Source organism: Serratia sp. ID 25-353 (assembly GCF_054792795.1).
On sequence record NZ_CM139236.1, the window covers coordinates 2,583,512 to 2,602,850 of the forward strand.

Annotated in this window: 15 protein-coding genes; 4 read left to right on the forward strand and 11 right to left on the reverse strand. The window is 51.9% G+C overall.

The genetic code is table 11. The annotated features are described in order from the left end of the window. Genes hisA through hisIE form a run of 3 tightly spaced genes read left to right on the forward strand, consistent with a single transcriptional unit; the run spans position 1 to position 2,110 of the window. Positions 1 to 738, forward strand: a complete 738-nt coding sequence (hisA, locus tag ACYF6X_RS12505; protein ID WP_406880026.1) for a 1-(5-phosphoribosyl)-5-[(5-phosphoribosylamino)methylideneamino]imidazole-4-carboxamide isomerase — start codon at positions 1 to 3, stop codon at positions 736 to 738. Then, positions 720 to 1,496, forward strand: coding sequence for an imidazole glycerol phosphate synthase subunit HisF (gene hisF / locus ACYF6X_RS12510; RefSeq protein WP_063989345.1), 777 nt, complete (start codon positions 720 to 722; stop codon positions 1,494 to 1,496). The genes hisA and hisF overlap by 19 nt, the downstream gene beginning before the upstream one ends. Further along, a complete protein-coding gene (hisIE, locus tag ACYF6X_RS12515; protein ID WP_130017487.1) occupies positions 1,490 to 2,110 on the forward strand; it encodes a bifunctional phosphoribosyl-AMP cyclohydrolase/phosphoribosyl-ATP diphosphatase HisIE in 621 nt (206 codons plus the stop codon). The genes hisF and hisIE overlap by 7 nt, the downstream gene beginning before the upstream one ends. A 74-nt stretch (positions 2,111 to 2,184) precedes the next feature. Here hisIE and gndA read toward each other — a convergent pair whose 3' ends face one another. After that, positions 2,185 to 3,591: an NADP-dependent phosphogluconate dehydrogenase gene (gene gndA, locus ACYF6X_RS12520; protein WP_004938815.1), complete on the reverse strand. Its 1,407-nt coding sequence runs from the start codon at positions 3,589 to 3,591 to the stop codon at positions 2,185 to 2,187. A 260-nt stretch (positions 3,592 to 3,851) separates the two neighbouring features. Here gndA and ACYF6X_RS12525 point away from each other — a divergent pair, with 260 nt between their 5' ends. Beyond that, a complete protein-coding gene (locus ACYF6X_RS12525; protein ID WP_130017486.1) occupies positions 3,852 to 4,892 on the forward strand; it encodes an acyltransferase family protein in 1,041 nt (346 codons plus the stop codon). Between the two features lie 99 nt (positions 4,893 to 4,991). Here ACYF6X_RS12525 and ACYF6X_RS12530 read toward each other — a convergent pair whose 3' ends face one another. The 10 genes from ACYF6X_RS12530 to ACYF6X_RS12575 form a co-directional block, all read right to left on the reverse strand. Further along, positions 4,992 to 8,576, reverse strand: coding sequence for a GT99 family glycosyltransferase N-terminal domain-containing protein (locus tag ACYF6X_RS12530; protein ID WP_130017485.1), 3,585 nt, complete (start codon positions 8,574 to 8,576; stop codon positions 4,992 to 4,994). After that, positions 8,576 to 9,901: an ABC transporter ATP-binding protein gene (locus ACYF6X_RS12535; protein WP_130017484.1), complete on the reverse strand. Its 1,326-nt coding sequence runs from the start codon at positions 9,899 to 9,901 to the stop codon at positions 8,576 to 8,578. Before ACYF6X_RS12535 ends, ACYF6X_RS12530 begins: the two co-directional genes overlap by 1 nt. Next, positions 9,891 to 10,724 (reverse strand): ABC transporter permease, encoded by an 834-nt coding sequence (locus tag ACYF6X_RS12540; protein WP_074054655.1) that lies wholly within the window; start codon positions 10,722 to 10,724, stop codon positions 9,891 to 9,893. The genes ACYF6X_RS12535 and ACYF6X_RS12540 overlap by 11 nt, the downstream gene beginning before the upstream one ends. A gap of 122 nt (positions 10,725 to 10,846) precedes the next feature. Beyond that, on the reverse strand, positions 10,847 to 11,695 hold the full coding sequence (locus ACYF6X_RS12545; protein WP_130017483.1) for a glycosyltransferase: 849 nt from the start codon (positions 11,693 to 11,695) through the stop codon (positions 10,847 to 10,849). A gap of 170 nt (positions 11,696 to 11,865) precedes the next feature. Further along, positions 11,866 to 12,732 (reverse strand): dTDP-4-dehydrorhamnose reductase, encoded by an 867-nt coding sequence (gene rfbD / locus ACYF6X_RS12550; RefSeq protein ID WP_130017482.1) that lies wholly within the window; start codon positions 12,730 to 12,732, stop codon positions 11,866 to 11,868. Continuing rightward, positions 12,732 to 13,265 (reverse strand): dTDP-4-dehydrorhamnose 3,5-epimerase, encoded by a 534-nt coding sequence (gene rfbC, locus ACYF6X_RS12555; RefSeq protein ID WP_130017481.1) that lies wholly within the window; start codon positions 13,263 to 13,265, stop codon positions 12,732 to 12,734. Before rfbC ends, rfbD begins: the two co-directional genes overlap by 1 nt. Before the next feature lie 414 nt (positions 13,266 to 13,679). Then, positions 13,680 to 14,696, reverse strand: a complete 1,017-nt coding sequence (galE, locus tag ACYF6X_RS12560; RefSeq protein ID WP_130017480.1) for a UDP-glucose 4-epimerase GalE — start codon at positions 14,694 to 14,696, stop codon at positions 13,680 to 13,682. Between the two features lie 176 nt (positions 14,697 to 14,872). Continuing rightward, on the reverse strand, positions 14,873 to 16,246 hold the full coding sequence (gene cpsG / locus ACYF6X_RS12565) for a phosphomannomutase CpsG (protein ID WP_130017479.1): 1,374 nt from the start codon (positions 16,244 to 16,246) through the stop codon (positions 14,873 to 14,875). A 14-nt stretch (positions 16,247 to 16,260) separates the two neighbouring features. Beyond that, entirely contained in the window at positions 16,261 to 17,685 is a 1,425-nt protein-coding gene (locus ACYF6X_RS12570) for a mannose-1-phosphate guanylyltransferase/mannose-6-phosphate isomerase (RefSeq protein ID WP_074054661.1), read from the reverse strand. Between the two features lie 275 nt (positions 17,686 to 17,960). Continuing rightward, positions 17,961 to 19,337: a TolC family outer membrane protein gene (locus tag ACYF6X_RS12575; RefSeq protein ID WP_063989336.1), complete on the reverse strand. Its 1,377-nt coding sequence runs from the start codon at positions 19,335 to 19,337 to the stop codon at positions 17,961 to 17,963. Positions 19,338 to 19,339: the final 2 nt, after the last annotated feature.

Consider the following 19,339-nt stretch of genomic DNA (forward strand, 5'->3'; position numbering starts at 1 on the left):
ATGATTATTCCGGCTTTGGATTTGATCGACGGCAACGTAGTGCGTTTGCATCAGGGCGATTACGGCCAACAGCGCGACTACGGCAACGATCCGCTGTTGCGCCTGCAGGACTATCAACAACAGGGCGCGCAGGTGCTGCACCTGGTCGATTTGACCGGCGCCAAGGATCCGACGGCGCGCCAGATCGCGCTGCTGCGCAAGCTGCTGGCGGGGGTTGACGTGCCGGTTCAGATCGGCGGCGGCATCCGCAACGAGCAAGACGTCAGCGCCCTGCTGGAGGCCGGCGCCACGCGCGTGGTGATCGGCTCTACCGCGGTGAAACAGCCGCAATTGGTGCAGAGCTGGTTCGGGCGCTACGGCGCCGACGCGCTGGTGCTGGCGCTGGACGTGCGCATCGACGCGCAGGGCGTGAAACGCGTGGCCATCAGCGGCTGGCAGGAGGATTCCGACGCCACGCTTGAACAGGTGGTGGAGCAGTTCCTGCCCTACGGGCTGAAACACGTGCTGTGCACCGATATTTCGCGCGACGGTACGCTGGCCGGTTCCAACGTGGCGCTGTATCAGGCGATCAGCCGCCGTTATCCGCAGGTGGCCTTCCAGGCTTCGGGCGGCATTGGCAGTCTGGATGACATCGCCCAGCTGCGCGGCAGCGGCGTTGCCGGCGTGATCGTGGGGCGCGCCCTGCTGGAAGGTAAATTTAGCGTTGAGGAGGCGATCGCATGCTGGCAAAACGGATAATTCCGTGCCTGGATGTTAAAGACGGGCAAGTGGTGAAAGGCGTGCAGTTCCGCAACCACGAAATCATCGGCGACATCGTGCCGCTGGCGCAGCGCTATGCGCAAGAAGGTGCGGACGAGCTGGTGTTTTACGATATCACCGCCTCAAGCGACGGCCGGGTGGTGGACAAAAGTTGGGTATCGCGCGTGGCGGAGGTGATTGATATTCCGTTCTGCGTCGCTGGCGGCATTAAAAGTGCCGAGGACGCCAGCCAGATCCTGTCTTTCGGCGCCGACAAGATTTCGATCAACTCGCCGGCGCTGGCCGATCCTGAGCTGATTAGCCGCCTGGCAGAACGCTTTGGCGTGCAGTGTATCGTCGTGGGCATCGACACCTGGTTCGACAGTGAAACCGGCAAGTATCACGTCAACCAATATACCGGCGACGAGAGCCGCACCCGCATCACCCAGTGGGAAACCCTCGACTGGGTACAGGAAGTGCAGCGCCGCGGCGCCGGGGAGATCGTGCTGAACATGATGAACCAGGACGGCGTGCGCAACGGTTACGATCTGCAGCAGCTGCGCCTGGTACGCGAGGCCTGCAAGGTGCCGCTGATCGCCTCCGGCGGCGCGGGCACCATGGCGCACTTCCTGGAAGCGTTCCGCGATGCGGACGTTGACGGCGCGCTGGCGGCGTCGGTGTTCCACAAACAAATCATCAATATCGGCGAACTGAAAAGGTTCCTGGTTGAACAAGGCGTGGAGATTCGCGTGTGCTGACAGAACAACAGAGCAACCAGCTGGACTGGGAAAAAACCGACGGCCTGATGCCGGCCATCGTGCAGCACGCCGTTTCCGGCGAAGTGCTGATGCTGGGTTACATGACGCCGGAAGCGCTGGCGACCACCGAGCAGAGCGGCAACGTCACCTTCTTCTCGCGCACCAAGCAGCGCCTGTGGACCAAGGGTGAAAGCTCCGGCCACTTCCTCAAAGTGGTCAGCATCACGCCGGACTGCGATAACGACACGCTGCTGGTATTGGCCAACCCGATCGGCCCGACCTGCCACCTCGGCAACAGCAGCTGCTTCCACCCGGCCGCCAGCGACTGGACGTTCCTCTATCAGCTGGAACAGCTGTTGGCAGAGCGCAAGCACGCCAGCCCGGACAGCTCATACACCGCCAGCCTGTACGCCAGCGGCACCAAGCGCATTGCGCAGAAGGTCGGGGAGGAAGGCGTGGAAACCGCGCTGGCCGCCACGGTCAACGATCGCGAGGAACTGACCAACGAAGCTTCGGATCTGGTCTATCACCTGCTGGTGCTGCTGCAGGACCAGGATCTGGATCTGAGTGCGGTGATCGGCCGGCTGCGCGAGCGGCATCAGAAAAAAGCGTGACGTTAAATCACGCCCAATAAAAAAGCCGCCGGGCGTTAACCTCGGCGGCTTTTTTTATCGTTCAACGAACGGGCTTATTCCATCCATTCGGTATGGAACACGCCTTCCTTGTCGATACGTTTATAGGTGTGCGCACCGAAGTAGTCGCGCTGCGCCTGGATCAGGTTCGCCGGCAGCACCGCGGAGCGGTAGCTGTCGTAGTAGGCGATCGCAGCGGAGAAGGTCGGCGTAGGAATACCGTTCTGCACGGCGTAAGCCACCACGTCACGCAGCGCCTGCTGGTACTCGTCGGCGATTTGCTTGAAGTATGGCGCCAGCAGCAGGTTGGCGATATCGGCATCCGCCGCGTAAGCGTCGGTGATCTTCTGCAGGAACTGAGCGCGGATGATGCAGCCGGCGCGGAAGATCTTGGCGATTTCGCCGTAGTGCAGATCCCAGTTGTTTTCTTTAGACGCGGCTTTCAGCTGAGAGAAGCCCTGCGCGTAGGACACGATCTTGCCCAGATACAGCGCGCGACGCACTTTCTCGATGAATTCAGCTTTGTCGCCGGTGAACGGCGCCACTTTCGGGCCGGTCAGCACTTTAGAGGCGGCAACGCGCTGATCTTTCAGCGAGGACAGGTAGCGTGCGAACACCGACTCGGTGATCAGCGACAGTGGTTCGCCCAGATCCAACGAGCTCTGGCTGGTCCACTTGCCAGTGCCTTTGTTGGCGGCTTCGTCCAGGATCACATCGACCAGGTATTTACCCTCTTCGTCTTTCTTGGTGAAGATGTCTTTGGTGATGTCGATCAGGTAGCTGTTCAGTTCGCCCTTGTTCCACTCGGCGAAGGTTTCGGCCAGCTGCTCGTTGCTCAGGTTCAGTGCCTGCTTCAGCAGAGAATAGGCTTCGGCAATCAGCTGCATGTCGCCGTATTCGATGCCGTTGTGCACCATCTTCACATAGTGGCCGGCACCGTCTGCGCCGATGTAGGTCACGCAAGGCTCACCTTCCGCAACCGCAGCGATTTTCTCCAGGATTGGCGCCACCAGCTCGTAAGCTTCTTTCTGGCCGCCAGGCATGATGGAAGGCCCTTTCAGCGCGCCCTCTTCACCGCCGGAAACGCCGGTACCGATGAAGTTGAAGCCCTGGTCGGACAGTTCGCGGTTACGACGGATGGTGTCCTGATAGTAGGTGTTGCCGCCGTCGATCAGAATATCGCCCTTGTCCAGGTGCGGAGTCAGCGAGGCAATGGTTTTATCCGTTGCTTCACCCGCTTTCACCATCAGCAGGATGCGGCGCGGTTTTTCCAGCGATTCGACAAACTCTTCAACGGTGTAATACGGCGCCAGATTCTTGCCCGGGTTCTCAGCGATCACTTCGTCAGTTTTGTCGCCAGAACGGTTGAAAATGGAAACGGTGTAACCACGGCTCTCGATGTTCAGCGCGAGGTTGCGGCCCATTACCGCCATGCCGACAACGCCGATTTGTTGCTTGGACATTTAGGAACTCCTGTCTGAGGATGACCCTGCCGGCAACGTCGGCCAGCAGGTTTTGTGATGTGGCACACATGTTAACTCAGGATTGAGCCGGGTGGGTAGTGATTGGTGCGATAGGTCACATCACAGCACAAATTCATAGCATATAAACTCACATTTTGTTACACACACTGACAAAAAGGGAAGTCAATTAGGGGAAAAACTTTAAACTTGAAGTGAGATGAACTAAAATCCAGCAACCCATTTTTTGTGTAAAAAAGAAAATGAAGCCTCTCTATTCTCATCAAAAAAACTGTTTTGATGTTATTCGTATTTTTGCAGCATTCCTTGTCCTTTATTCGCATCATTTTGCTTTGAGTGGCAGAGCCGAACCGTCCTTTCTGGGGTTTGAAAGCTTTGGCGGATTGGCCGTTGTCATATTCTTTGGCGTTTCCGGGTATCTGATCGCTCAGTCAGGGATGAGAAGCGGGAGCTTTGTCTCGTTTATGGAAAAGAGAATAAAGCGAATATTCCCGGCACTTGTCGTATGCAGCCTCGTTTTATACATCGCCTTAGGCTTAGCTTTACAACCTGAAAGTGTCTTCACTAAAAGATCGTTGATTGCGGCGATTAACCTGGTCGCCTTACGCGGTGCTGACCCAATCACTATGGCGCAGCATTATATTTACCCTAACGCGATAAATGGCAGTCTCTGGACACTGCCGTTAGAGTTCGCTTGTTATCTTATTCTTGCCGTCGCTTTTTGCTTCGCAAAAAATATCAAGCCAATACTCGTCGTCCTGCTCTCCATGTTGGCGCTCACTATTTATTTCCTGTCAAACCCAACGACACTCGGCTTTTATTCAATTTCGCTGCAACTGTTTACGCCACGTGCCGTCGCCTTCTTCTGCGGTGCCTTAATGGCATTAACAGAAAACAGTTGGAATAATAGAAACGCCAAGAAATTCCTCTTTATTTCAGGTGTCGTTTTACTTTATGTACTGAAGGGAAGTTATGAATTGAGGGTTTTAGGCTACCTCATTATTCCTACATTGGTCATTATCATTGGTGTCTCGCTGACGGACAAACTTATCTATGGCCGATTTGATTACTCTTATGGTGTATATATTTATGCGTTCCCAGTGCAGCAAATCGTTATAAACCATACATCGTTAGGTTTTTACAGCAGCATGTTGTTCAGCGCTTTAATGACCCTGCTCCTCGGTGCTTTATCCTGGCATCTCGTGGAAAGACGCTTCCTGCGCAAGAAAGCGATACCATCCGCCACAACGGCGATTAATCGGGATGAACTGGCCATCAAGTAGTGCCAATAGCGCCGTTGAAAAGTCCCCTCGCTCTCTTTACATTAAAAAACCGGCGCTATAGCGCCGGTTTTTTTTAATGCAAGACACTCACTCTCTGTCTCAACCGATGATCTCATGGATCGCTCTGCGCGACAGAATTCGCTTAACATAACGCTGCAAACGGTAAGGCACTAACTTTACGCCCCAGGCCAACGCCGGATGCTTGCTTAGCCGCCACAGAATGGCCAGTAATTTCTCCTTACGGCCCTGCGGTGCGGCTGGCGTTACGGCAACAACTTCTACATAAGCAGAAGCGTAAACGGATGCCAGCAGGGCTTTATAATCGATACGCCCCAACTCGCTTTCCCGCAGCCAATCGGCCTGCAGATAGCCGTCCCGATAGAAGTCACCTACGCGTTCTGCGTGAGAAAGATCCAGCAATGCCGGCGCATTAGCAGCCGCAAAGAAAGCTTGCGGATCGGTACGCAGAGAACGCCAGAGCTCGCACATTTTCTTGGCGGAAGTATCCCATGCTATCACCCGGCTATCACGGCGGCCGACAACACGCTCGCCGAAAGCGCCAATGTTCGGAACAACAACGGGGATACCATATTCGAGCGCGATACTGAGCGTATAGCTATAAGTTTCAGGCCATTGAGCCGGGTACCAAATGACGTCCGGCTTGATCTCATCCAGTTTCTGCTGCAGGTCGCGGCTTGAATAGGCGCCATGACCTTTGACGGCATCGCACAGGGGGCGGAAAGCGTAGCCTAACAGATGAAACTCGATATCTTCGTGTTTCAAGTCATTGGCGACCTCATCCAGCATCAATGCGCCTTTTTCACGGCTGATCGCACCCAACACAAGCACCTTCAGCTTCTTTCCCGCCTGATAGGTGGACTTGACTTCAGGATAAGGAGCGGCAACTTCGTAGTCCGGGTGCCAAGCAATGACACTCTTTTGTGCACAACTCGGAAAATCACGCATAAAGCGGACTTGCGTATCGGCAGAAGGGAAAATAACCCGCTCGGCGTTTTCGATCCATGGCAGCAGTTTAGCGCGCCATTGTTCCGCCGACATCCCACCCGGAATCGGATAGTGTTCACTGCAAAGTTTATCGCGGATAGCGATAACATCACCGGCAAAGATGCCGTTTTTATCAGTCAATGTCGGATTCGCGTTCACGAAATAGTAATCGTGAATCGTAATGTCATAGGTGCATGACAAGCTATTTTTCAGCTCGCCAATTTTATCGGCAACGCCGATCATATGATGGAAATGAATGTGCCCAACGCCAATAAAGCGCAGCAGATTGACCAGCGTGTCATAACCATGAGCGACATCAATAATGAACTTCTCGCGGTACACTGCCTCGTTCGTATTTAACGACAACGCAACGCTGCGCCCTTCCTCTTCCGGTGTTAACAGCAGGAAATGCGCTTTATCTTTATAAAACTTGACCAACTCATGCAAATGTTGGGTAACACCCCCACCCATCTTATGAGAGACCAGCAAGACTTTGCTAACGTCTTTCTTAGCCAAAATGCGCAGCAGCATCTGTTGGCGCGCTTTTTTGGCCGGATCGTGTGCAATGAAATCCATCACATCTTTCGTGTAGTTAGGATGGAGTTCGTTCAACAGCTCCAGCGCTCGCGTTTTGCGCGGGTTCTGTTCGCCGGCGAAGCTCACGCCGCCTTTGTGGTAGACAAAGACGTTGAGTTGATGGAAGTTAGGCCATCCGGCTTTTGCCGCACGCTGGCACCAGTCGTTTTCCTCGCCATAACCGCGGCCAAAGGTTTCGACGTCGAAATACCCCACTTCATTCAAACAATCCCGACGAATATACATGCAGAAGCCAACACCGGTCGGCACTTCCACCAGGTTGTTTTCTCTGCCGTAAGTCGAGAACTGATCGTCCAGCTGCTGTACGTTCATTCCCATAAAGAGTTCATTGTCTTCACAGAAATTAGGGAAGCTGCAAATGGTCGCATTGTTTGAGAATGGTGTAATGCTGCCGACTCGGCTACGTGAATAAGCAGCTTCACGAATGCGCTCCAGCCAATCATTAGCGACCTCAACATCGCTATTGAGCAACAAGACATCCCGCTTTGGATTGAGCTTCATGCCACGGTTCACCGTTGCTACAAAGCCCAGGTTTTGCTCGTTTTCAAGCAGTTTGAAACGCGCCGTCTCGGCCCGCTCCCGTAGCCACTGAGTCAGTTCAGGCTCCGGGGAAGCATCGTTGATAACCACCAACTGGGCCCAATGCGGCAAAGTCGCCAGAGCGGACTCAATGCATTCCTGAGTCTCTTCCAACCCACCGTAAACAGGGACTACGACGTCGACGATGATCTCTTCGGATTGCTCACTGACCGTGGCCTCCAACGCGCCGACCTTTTCTTCCAGAACGCCGATCTCAGCCTGTTTGGCTGCCAATGCCGAGTTCAAATCTTCAATTGTATTCATTAAGGTACAAACAGTCCTTTCAACACTTCCATCTTCGATAATGGAAGAGGCCTTTTTTTCCATTTCCGCATCACGCATGCCATCACCACGGGTAATATAATAATTGACGTGTTTCGTTATTATTTCCGCTTCATCAGGAGAGGAAAGCCGGAAACGAATATAGTTGATATCAAACAATAACTCAAAAGGCACCAAATAGGAGAAGAGGTAGAAGGCAAGACGCTTTACCTTCTCTGCCTGATTGGCGACATTACAGAACGCGTATGAACAGTCACCCAGCACGGTCACGGGGACGCCCAATAACATCGCCTCCAGACCCACACTTGAGTTAATCGTCAGAATATGTTTGCAACGATGAATAAAGCCGATGCTGTTTGCCGAATGGTCGATGACATCATGCCCTGCCTGCAAGGTGAAGCGACTGCCTGGATGGCTACGAACCAGGCGCCTTCCAGGGAAAGTGAACTCGGCATAGTCGAGCAATGACTGATTATTGAAAGAGTTGCTGAACGCGATGATATTGGAATCATTTTCAACCTGCAGCGCAATACCGACATCAAACTTGTCTTCCGCTCGGTCGTCATCATCCTGAGGTGCGTTTGGCATCGCCGGGGGCGGACCTGCAAAGAACTCGCGGAGTTGCTCCACTTGAGTATTCATATTGAAACGGTAATCGCTACTCAAGTAGCGTCTTTCCGCCTCCGTATTGCCGTTTACTCCGCTAAAGTCAAAATAAGCGGTCGACAAATACTCCGGCGAACGCAATGGCCCCAACTCAAGATTGACGACTTTAATATTTCTTCTTTTCGCTGCCGCATTTAAGGAAGGGCAATTACACCATGTCAATACGCACTCGATGTGGCTTTCCTGGCTTAGCGCAGCAAACAGAGCCGCCTCAAGCTCAGGAATCACCTCAGTGATGAACGTCTTAAAGAGCGCATCGGGATTGTTAAAACATTTTGCCATGTAGTGACCGAAAAAAGACTCATCAATCACACTGACTTTATGTTTATCGCTCAGCAGGTTCAGGTCTGGCAATTGGAAGCCCAGACGCTTTTGCGAATCCTCCTCAAGCTCCCAACGCTTCTCACTTTCCCATTGCTCAAGAGAACACTGGTAATCGTTGCCCATCATGAAATAAACGGGCTCTTTCATCGAGCTCAAAACGCGATAGAAAAACCACAAATAGGGCGCTTTGACGCCTCTAAAGGGGTAGGCCGGCAAGAAAACGCTGATCATTATGACACCCCGTCGGCAACGATTTGAATTGGAGCATGGATCACTCCACCGAGCTCTCGTGAGGACCAGTACTTAATTTTTCCGATAGGCCTACGCTGATCGAGCTCTTCCCGCTCGCCATTATTAAAACAAGCCAGACCGCAGTGGATCAGATAATCGCCGGCGTTGATTGGCAACTTGACTTTGTATTTCAACGTTTGTAAACCCGGTTGCAACGTCAGGGGGTGCCCGGCACCGATATTGTTATCCCCCCAAATATCCCCCCCCTGAGCGCGGGAAATCGAGATCCCCAAAACAACATCACTGATCGTCTCCGAAGCCGCCAGGGTAAAGTGAAAGTACAACTCTTCACCCGATTTGACTAAAGGCTTGTCAGCCAGCGGCGTGCCATCGCCTTTGATGACCGAGAACGACTCGATAATCGCCCGCGCGCTACCAAAGCGCTTTTCATCCACTTCCGTATTGATCGACGCTTGTTGCAGAGCTCGGAGATCTTCAATTCCATACCTGGCGGAGGAGTCAACGGAGGAAGAGACAACCGGCTCCTGTTTTTTTTCGGAAAGCAGCATGCCCTTTTCATAGGCCAACACCGCAGCCAGAACGTCCGTCGTATCGCCGATCAATTGGCCATCGCTCATAACCAGACAGCGGTCGGCATATTCCAGAATGCTGCCAGTTGAATGAGTCACCATAATGATGGTTGTGCCCTGTTTTTTCAGCGCCTCCATCCTTTTAAAGCATTTATACTGGAAGCCGATGTCCCCTACCGCCAGCGCTTCATCGACGATCAAAATCTCAGGATCAATACAGGCTTGCACTGCAAACGCTAACCGCACATACATCCCGCTGGAGTAGGTTTTTACCGGCTGATCGATAAACTCGCCAATATCCGCGAAATCGAGAATGCTTTGAAACTTGCGATCGATCTCAGCCTTGCTTAACCCCAATACGCTACCGTTAAGGTAGACGTTGTCTCGCCCGGTAAACTCAGGGTTAAAGCCCGCCCCCAGCTCCAACAAGGCAGCGATTCGGCCGTTGACGCTGATGTCACCGGTCGTCGGTGTCAGCGTACCGCATATCATCTGAAGCAGCGTGGACTTGCCCGCCCCATTTCTGCCGATAATGCCGACGGTCTCGCCGCGGTTTATCGTGAAGGACACATCCCTGAGAGCCCAAAACTCACGGAAATACGTACGGCTTTCTTTCCTCGCCACGCGCTGCAGTTTAGGGGCAAAGAACTGCTTCAGACGGTCGCGCGGACGAGAGTAGATTTGGTAGCACTTGCTTAAATTGCTAACCTGAATCGCAACATCGTTAGAGGACATCTGCAAACCCCTTTCTGGTTTTCTGGAAGAAAGCATAACCCAGCCAAGCGACTAACATCGCGGCCAGCGTGTAAACCGCCAGCCCGTTCCAGTTAGGCATCTGACCCCAGATCAAAATATTACGCGCCTGTTCGATAATGAATGTCAGAGGATTGAGCATAATCCAAATCCGATATTTCTCCGGCAACGCAGTGATTGGGAAGAAGACCGGGGACAAAAACATCATTACGGTGGTAATGATCACCGTCGTTTGGCCGACATCGCGGATAAAGACCCCAAGGGAGGCCAGGATCCATCCCAAACCGAGGCAAAAAATGACCAGCGGCAAGAAAACCAGCGGGGTAAACACCAACGTCCAATGCAAATAGCCATTGAACAGGAAAAAGGCGCAGAGCAAAACCAGCAGGCTGATCAAGGTGTGGAACAGCGCAGCGCATAAGCTGATCACCGGCAGGGTTTCCAAAGGAAACACCACTTTCTTCACGTAGTTGGTATTTCCCAAAATGATCTGCGGCGCACGGTTCACCACTTCAGCAAAAAAGCCATGCACAATCATGCCGACAAAGAGGATCACGGCAAACTGAGTGCGGCTTTCGTCTCCGCCGACGGACCAGCGAGCTTTAAAAACGACTGAAAAGACAAAAGTATAGACAACGAGCATAAACAAAGGGTTTAAAAATGACCAAGCCAGCCCCATCGCGGAACCTTTATAGCGACCAATCACTTCGCGTTTGGTCATCTGCAGAATCAGCTGCTTGTAACCCCATATGTTACGCACCAAGGAGAGTGGCGATATTGGTTGATTTTTATGCGGATTGCTCATTCCCCTACCCCCGGTGTGATCACGGCAGCATGCGTCACCGCCATAAACTCATTAAAAATATTCATAATCAATACCTTAATACTTTTGACATACCGTCTTTACGCTTCTTCTCGCGGTGTATGCTACCGCTTGCGACCATTTTCTTTCATAGGAATGCTCTTTAAGGATTGCTGGTTATACTGGCGGCGCTGACGATCAAAAAACCATCCCCACTTGCAAAAGTAGGCAACAGCAGAGCGCACATGATGACCCAGCAACACCAGATTTTTATAGGACCCTTTGCCGAAGACATGCGTGATCTGCGCCCCCGAAAAGTAGATGATATCGCTGTGCGGTAAAGCCCTGCGACAGAGATCGACATCTTCCATGTACATGAAAAAGCGTTCGTCAAACCCTTCCAGCTTTTTCAACAACGGGGACGCAATCAGCATGAAACACCCCGATACGGTCGGCACGGCAAACGTTGAATCATAATCCGCGGCCTGCAGCTCATAAGCGGCGTCCATCTTAGCGCCTAAACGGGGAATAAAGCGGCGCAACAGCAAATTCGCCGGCGTCGGCAGCAATCGGCAACTGTATTGAAAACGGCCATCGCTATAATGTATCCGTGGAGAGACAAACTGATGTTTCCCTTCGCTGGCGAACTGATACAAACTCGCCAATGCCCCCATCTCAAAACTGATATCCGGGTTACAGATCAAAAAATACTCGCAGGAGTCCAGGTAGCGGCTCATTGCCAGGTTATGTCCGTGACCAAACCCGCCATTTCCCTTAGCAGAGATGTAGCTGATACGATCATTTTCCAAAGCATCGGCCCAATCGGCACCGCCATTATTGACCAAAACAATCTTTTCAACACAGCGCTCGGCCAAGAGAGACGTCAAGGTACCCGCCACCTGCTCATAGCTGTGGTTGAATAAAACGATAGATGCAACGATCTGAAATTGAGATTTTTCTTGGTCTACAGCCATGCTGTATCTAGTTCCTAAACCCGTAATTTACCGCAGTCACAAAGTCATGCCATTAGGGTGGTTAAAAGACTGAACGTCAGGCCCATAAGCGATGTTAACGTTTCATCACCATGCAAAAACGTCAAAGGGGATAGTATTATCCCCTTTAATCTCATCCAGTTGAAGGATCATCACTGAGATAATATCTTCTGGAGCACAATTTTAAGTTGCTGTTCCCATGGGCTAGGCTTCAGATCCAGCGCACAAATCTTGCTGGTGCTCAGAATCGAAAAAGCAGGCCTGGATGCAGGCGTTGGATATTCATGGGTTGCGATAGGTTTGACACTCACCTTATGCGGATAATGAGCTGAGCTCTCCGCCTCCCGGAAGATAGTGCAAGCAAAATCGAACCATGAAACCGCGTTATCGCCGCAGTAATGATAAATACCGTAAGGTAATTTAGGATGGGACAGCATAGCGATGGCCGTCGCCGCAATGTCTCCCGCATAGGTAGGGCAACCGAACTGGTCGCTCACCACGCCCAATTCCCCTCTCTGCGCACCGACTCGCAGCATGGTTTTTACGAAGTTGTTGCCGTATTCGCTGAAAACCCAGGCCGTTCTGATCACTATGGTTTTCGGATTTGCCAGCAAAGCCGCCCGCTCACCTTCGAGTTTAGTCTGCCCGTAAACGCTCTTGGGTGAACAAGGCGTCTCTTCACAATACGGTTCCGATGAAGTACCGTCAAAGACGTAATCGGTCGAGATATGTATAAAAGGAATGCCTAACTTCGCCGCTGCAGTAGCCAGAAATCCTGGGCCGAGTGCATTGATCGCCCTGGCCTTTTCAGGCTCCGACTCCGCTTTATCCACCGCAGTATAAGCCGCAGCATTGATAATAGCATCCGGCACTAGCTGTTCAACCGCGGCTGAAACAGCGGCGGAGTCCGCGATATCCAATTGCTGGCTGTCCATCGCCATCAGGGTCCAATTGGCAGGGAAACGATCGATAATACAGCGTCCCAACTGCCCCGCAGCACCAGTCAAAAGTACACGCATTAAAAAAGCTCTCTAAACAGTTTTCCCTGCAGATCCTTTGGCGACAACAGCGGATCGCTGATTGGCCATTCGACACCGACTTCCGGATCGTTCCACAGCAGGCAGCCTTCATTACTTGGATCATAGTAATCAGTGCATTTATATTCAAAATCAGCCGAGTCCGAAACTACGACAAAACCATGGGCGAGACCAGGCGGCACCCAAAGCTGGTTTTTGTTCTCTTCAGACAAGTAGACGCCAACCCATTTTTTGAACGTCGGAGAATCAGGACGAATATCGACGACCACATCGTATACCTCGCCGCGTACCACTCTCACCAACTTACCTTGCGGTTTTGCCGTTTGAAAATGCAATCCCCGCAAGACGCCACGTGCGGAACGAGAATGGTTATCTTGTACGAACTCCGCATCAATGCCGAGCAGCTCCTGGTATCGGCTTTTTTGGAACGTTTCCAAGAAAAAACCACGCTGGTCGCCAAACACTTTGGGTTCGATCAGCTTTACACCTTCAACCTGCGTCTCTATCACTTTCATTAGAAATTTACTCACAAAAAACGTTACCCAGAGACCTCGAATTATGCTTATAAACACGCGTCGCCACCGAGTTTACACTTCACGTTTGAGGTCTTTTTGAACGAACCTTAAACAAACTCGCGTGCATATGACAGAAATAATATAGGGTCCGTGAAGGTTTGAGAGACTAGCACAATTTGCAAAAACATCCGACACCGTAACGTAAAAAAATACGCTGAATCTGTGTGGTTCTTGTTCAAAGATAATATTTAACTCAATGTTTTTAAAATGAAATATAGGAAATGGAGCAGAAAGTTTTGCTGTGCTGTCTAGGAGGCTGGTTACAATTTATCAAGTATCGCTTACTGATTGCCCAAAGGCCGTTTGGGCCCCACCATTTATTCTTTCCTATAACGGTGGGGCTAAATTGCAGGATCAGCGCTGAAAACCCTTAGGATTTTTCTTCTGCCAGTTCCAAGTATCACGCATCATATCATCGAGCCCCCTGCTCACTTTCCAACCCAGCTCTTGATAAGCCAGATCGGCGTTCGCCCAGAAGGCAGGCAGATCGCCGTCGCGGCGCGGTAATATTTGATAAGGGATCGCTACCCCGGACGCTTTTTCAAATGCCTGAACCATCGCCAGTACCGAATGCCCTACGCCGGCGCCCAGGTTATAAGCCTTGAAGCCGTTGATCTTCGGCAGATGATCCATCGCTTTCAGGTGGCCTTCAGCCAGATCCATGACATGGATGTAATCGCGCTCTCCCGTGCCGTCCTTCGTCGGATAATCTCCGCCGAAAATACCCAGCTTTTCCAGTTTACCGATCGCTACCTGCGAGATGTAAGGCAACAGGTTATTGGGAATTCCGTTAGGATCTTCGCCGATCAACCCCGACTCATGGGCACCTACCGGGTTAAAGTAACGCAAGGCAATAATCGAAAACTGCGGCTCAGCCTTGGCGAAATCTTGCAGAATCTGTTCCACCATCAGCTTGGACGTACCATAAGGGCTGGTCGTGCCGCCGATCGGGGTCGTCTCGACATAAGGCACCGGCGAATTGGCCCCATAAACGGTGGCGGACGAGCTGAAGATGAACGCATGTACGCCGGCATGACGCATCGCATCCAACAACACCAGCGTGCCAGTAACGTTATTCTGGTAGTATTCCAGCGGTTTACGCGTAGATTCCCCGACAGCCTTAAGACCGGCGAAGTGGATTACGCTCGTAATCGAGTGCGCTTCAAAGATGCGATGCAGGCATTCTGCATCCTGGACGTCCCCCTGATAGAATACGGCGGCTTTCCCCGTCAGCTTTTCCACGCGGTGCAAAGATTCCGCAGAAGAATTCGACAGATTGTCCAACACCACCACATCGTCGCCACGTTCCAGCAGAGATAAAACGGTGTGAGATCCAATGTAACCGGCACCACCGGTAACTAATATTGTCATTTCAACCTCTTATATTTCGGTTGTACCGAAAGATATCTCTTCGTTCTGTAAGGAAGTTACTTGCCACGTCGCCTAAACAGGCCTGCATCGAAACTCAAAGGTATCACAGCGCCCCTAAGCGAGAGTGGTAAAAACCACCCTCATCACTGACTTACCGCAAAACCTTAAAACAAACATTACGCTCCTGCGGCCAACAGTGCCAAAATCTCGTCGGTTTTCTCTTGCATCAGCGCAACATCGGCACGTGATTCGACATTAAGACGCACTACCGGTTCCGTATTGGAGGAACGCAAATTGAAACGCCAGCCTACGAACGCCATGCTGATGCCATCGGTGTAGTCCACCTCATCGGCATACGGTAAATAGTGTTGTTTAACGCTTTCGATGGACACGGCAGGCTGAGCCAGCTTGATATTGATCTCACCGGAAGACGGGTAGGCGGCAATGCGATCCTGTACCAGTTGCCCCAACGTTTGCCCCTTCACACTGACCAGCTCAGCGACCAGCAGCCACGGGATCATGCCGCTGTCACAATAAGCAAAATCACGGAAATAGTGGTGGGCACTCATCTCTCCGCCATAAATGGCGTCTTCCGCACGCATGCGTTCCTTAATGAAAGCATGGCCGGTTTTCGACATCACAGGTACGCCCCCGGCACCGGTAACCACATCGACGGTGTTCCAACTCAGACGTGGATCGTGGATGATCTTCGCGCCCGGCTGTTTCTGCAAGAAGGCCTCCGCCAGCAAGCCGACGATGTAATAGCCCTCGATGAAATCGCCTTTTTCATCGAACAGGAAGCAGCGATCGAAATCGCCGTCAAACGCAATGCCCATATCAGCGCCATGCTCACGCACCGCATCGGCGGTATCTGCACGACACTCAGGAAGCAATGGGTTGGGAATACCGTTCGGGAAAGTGCCGTCCGGCTGGTGATGCACCTTGATAAACTCCAGCGGCACGCCCCGCGCCTTCAGTTGCGCTTCAATAGCATCGATCACATGCCCCGCCGCGCCGTTGCCCGAGTTGATCACCAGCTTCAACGGTTTGAAATTTTTCACGTCGACGTAGGACAGAATGTGTTCTACATAAGCCCCTAATACGTCCTGGCGAACATAGCGACCGCGCGTTGCCGTCGGCATCTGAAATTGGTTTTTCTCCGCCAGTTCTTGGATCGCCCGTAACCCGGTATCGCCGCTAATCGGGCGAGAGCCTTCACGCACCAACTTCATGCCGTTGTAATCGATAGGGTTATGGCTGGCGGTGACTTCCACGCCGCCATCAGTTTTTAAATAGGTTGTGGCGAAATAGATTTCTTCGGTACCGGTTAAGCCGATGTCTATCACATCAGTGCCCGCATCCTGTAAACCTTTCGCCAGCGCCAGCTTCAAGCTTTCACTGGTTAGCCGCACATCGCTGCCCAACACGATATTTTTGGGCTTCAAAAACTCGCCGTATGCCCGTCCGATACGGTACGCGATGTCCTCATTCAGCTCTTCGCCCAATTTTCCCCGAATATCGTACGCCTTAAAACACGTTAACTTTTGCATTGCCAAACCCTTTCTCAAACTCTGCCATATCGATCTTGCAAACGTTCAATATCATCTTCTTCCAGATAGCGTCCAGACCTGACTTCGATCATTTCCAAATCGATTTTTCCTGGATTCTCCAACGTATGGACACTGCCTGCAGGGATAAAAGTGGACTGATTCTCCGATAGGAAAAACTCTTTATCATCAACGCTAACTTTTGCTGTCCCACTCACGACGACCCAATGTTCAGCGCGGTGAAGATGTCTTTGAACAGAAAGTCCTTCCCCCGGCCGTACAATAATCTTCTTCACCTGGAAGTGCGTGCCGCTGTCAATGTCGCAAATCTTTCCCCAAGGGCGGTAGGCGGTAGAATGCTGGCGAAAATGATGAAGATTACGCTTTTTAAGCTCATCGACGATTTTCTTAACATCCTGCACTTTGTCTTTGTGAGCGATTAGCAGCGCATCATTGGTATTAACCACGATAAGGTTTTCCAATCCAATGGTTGCGACCAACGCAGACTCAGACGCAATGTAGTTGTCACTGGAGTCGATCGAGATAACCTCACCCACGTTGACATTGCCCAACCGATCTTTTTCAGAAACTTCCCACAAGGAGGACCAGGAACCGACGTCGCTCCAGCCCGCATCAATAGGGATCACAACGGCATCATGTGTCTTCTCCATCACCGCATAATCGATGGAATCACTTGGGCAATGTTTGAAGATGTCTTGTTCAACCCGGATAAAATTCATGTCGCGTTGACTTTTAGCCACAGACTGCTGAGTTGTGCTGAAGATATCGGGGCTGAACTGCCGCAGTTCCTGTAAGAACTTGGCTGTCTTAAACATGAACATACCGCTGTTCCAGCTATAATCACCGCTGGCAAGGTATTCGATCGCTTTCTCCAAACGAGGCTTTTCAACGAACGAATCAACTTTAAAACACGCATTGGACAGGTGGCCGCCACGTTTGATGTAACCGTATCCTGTTTCCGGATGCTCAGGAATGATGCCAAACGTGACCAGCTGGTTGTTGTCTGCAAACGACACGGCCGTCTGAATCGCTGCGTGGAAATTGTCCACTTTCGTGATCAGATGATCGGCAGCCAGCACCAAAAGCATGCTGTCTTCGTCTTCTTCAGCAGCAAGATGAGCGGCTAACGCCACTGCTGGCGCGGTATTCCGTCCTACGGGCTCTAAAATAATATTGGTCGCTAATTGCCCAATTTCACGTAATTGTTCCGCAACCAAGAAACGGTGTTCCTCGTTGCAGATGACCAGAGGAGAGGCAACTTCGATGCCAGACAGACCGGTCAAACGCTGTAACGTCTGTTGCAGCAGGCTCATACCACTGTCATCAATAGACAAAAACTGTTTAGGGAACGATTCTCGCGACATCGGCCACAGACGACTCCCAGTGCCGCCGGCCATAACCACAGGAATTAGTTTGGACATTATCTACCCTTTACTCCGCCATATTTCCTAAACGAAGACGCCACATTTCACTGACATCATCATTCTAAAATTCATACGATCATCAACCAATCGCTACGTTTTTGCTAAAAGTATAAATTCCTCTAACCTACCGCCCTTTAACAGGAATTATGTTCAGAAATAAACCCGGCGAGTAAAAACACAGGAGGAACAACCAGTCGATAACATAACGTATTAACGAAAAAAAGAGCAGCTTGGCGCTGCTCTTTCAGATTAATGCTTATAGTGAAAATCCACTAGCGACTGCGGGCAAAATACTGCGCTACCCGCATAACATCTTTTTCGTCCAACGTACCGGAGTCGCTCAACAGGGTAATCCAGGACTTGATGTAGGCGTACTTGGCGGAGGCCAGATCGCGCTGGGCGCTATAGAGCTGCTGTTCGGCGTTGAGCACGTCAACGTTGACACGTTGCCCGGCCAGCACGCTTTGCCGGGTCGCCGTCACCTGCGTGGTGGCCGATTGTACCGCCAGCTCATAGGCCGCCACCTTGGCGCGGCTGCTGATGCACAAATTGTACTGCTTGCGCAGATCGTTGAGCGTGGTACCCGTCTGCGCATCCATTTCATACATCGCCTGGCCATAGCGCGCGGCCGCCTGCCGGGTCGACGCCGAAACGCCGCCGCCGGAATAAATAGGCATGCTGACCTGCACACCGATACTGTCGGTACGGTATTTCTGGTTAACCGTGTTATCGCTGCTGGAGTCGTTTTCCGAATGCGAAGCATACAGCTGAACCTGCGGCATAAAGCCCGCCCGATTCCTTTCGACGTCATACTTAGCGGCATCCACGCCATGACGCGAGGCGGCCAGCACCGGGTTGTTCTCCAGCGCGATCTTTTGCCACTCTTCGAACTTGGACGGGATCAGCGGCGCCACCTTAAACTTGCCCGGCCGCAAAACCTGCAATTCATCCAGTTGGTTCAGCGGTATGCCGATAATCACTTCCAATTCGCGCTGCGCGGCGTCCAGCGCATCGCGCGCTTCGATGACCTGCGCTTCGGCCAGGCTGTAGCGCGCCTGAGTTTCCGATACGTCGGTAATGGTGCCTTCACCGGCGCTCATCAGGCGATCGTTCAAGGTCAACTGTTCCTTGTAAGCCGTCTTTTGCGCTTCAGCCAACGCGATTTGATCCTTGGAATAGGCCACTTCGACATAGGCGTTAATCACCCTAACCGCAAGATCCAGCAACTTACTGCGATAGCGCTCGTCCGACATCATCGTCTGCGCTACGCCGGCTTTGTAGCGCGCGTACGCTTCATAATCGAACAGCGGCTGCGTCAGCGTGATCGAACTGGAATAACTGCGATATTGCTGCCGCCGGGTGACCTCCGAAACATTGCCGAAAAAGTCGCTCTGCGGGTATTTTTGCGTCTGCCAGTTACGCGGCGAATTCTGGTAGTTCAGCGACACTTTCGGCAGCAGCCCCGCCCTGCCGATGTTTTCGTTCTCATCTCCCGCTTCTTTCTCTTTTATAGCCGCCCGGAAGGTCGGGTCCTTTTCTAATGCCAGCGAATATGCGTCTAAAATCCCTATCGAATAAACCGGCGCAGATATCGCAAACAAAAGGGTGCCGATAACCAGACCGGCAGCCTGTCGTTTTGATTGAATCAAAA

Coding starts and splice junctions, on each gene's coding strand:
- hisA (WP_406880026.1), top strand. CDS start 1: ATGATTATTCCGGCTTTGGATTTGATCGACGGCAACGTAGTGCGTTTG.
- hisF (WP_063989345.1), top strand. CDS start 720: ATGCTGGCAAAACGGATAATTCCGTGCCTGGATGTTAAAGACGGGCAA.
- gndA (WP_004938815.1), bottom strand. CDS start 3,591: ATGTCCAAGCAACAAATCGGCGTTGTCGGCATGGCGGTAATGGGCCGC.
- ACYF6X_RS12525 (WP_130017486.1), top strand. CDS start 3,852: ATGAAGCCTCTCTATTCTCATCAAAAAAACTGTTTTGATGTTATTCGT.
- ACYF6X_RS12530 (WP_130017485.1), bottom strand. CDS start 8,576: ATGATCAGCGTTTTCTTGCCGGCCTACCCCTTTAGAGGCGTCAAAGCG.
- ACYF6X_RS12535 (WP_130017484.1), bottom strand. CDS start 9,901: ATGTCCTCTAACGATGTTGCGATTCAGGTTAGCAATTTAAGCAAGTGC.
- ACYF6X_RS12540 (WP_074054655.1), bottom strand. CDS start 10,724: ATGAGCAATCCGCATAAAAATCAACCAATATCGCCACTCTCCTTGGTG.
- ACYF6X_RS12545 (WP_130017483.1), bottom strand. CDS start 11,695: ATGGCTGTAGACCAAGAAAAATCTCAATTTCAGATCGTTGCATCTATC.
- rfbD (WP_130017482.1), bottom strand. CDS start 12,732: ATGCGTGTACTTTTGACTGGTGCTGCGGGGCAGTTGGGACGCTGTATT.
- rfbC (WP_130017481.1), bottom strand. CDS start 13,265: ATGAAAGTGATAGAGACGCAGGTTGAAGGTGTAAAGCTGATCGAACCC.
- galE (WP_130017480.1), bottom strand. CDS start 14,696: ATGACAATATTAGTTACCGGTGGTGCCGGTTACATTGGATCTCACACC.
- cpsG (WP_130017479.1), bottom strand. CDS start 16,246: ATGCAAAAGTTAACGTGTTTTAAGGCGTACGATATTCGGGGAAAATTG.
- ACYF6X_RS12570 (WP_074054661.1), bottom strand. CDS start 17,685: ATGTCCAAACTAATTCCTGTGGTTATGGCCGGCGGCACTGGGAGTCGT.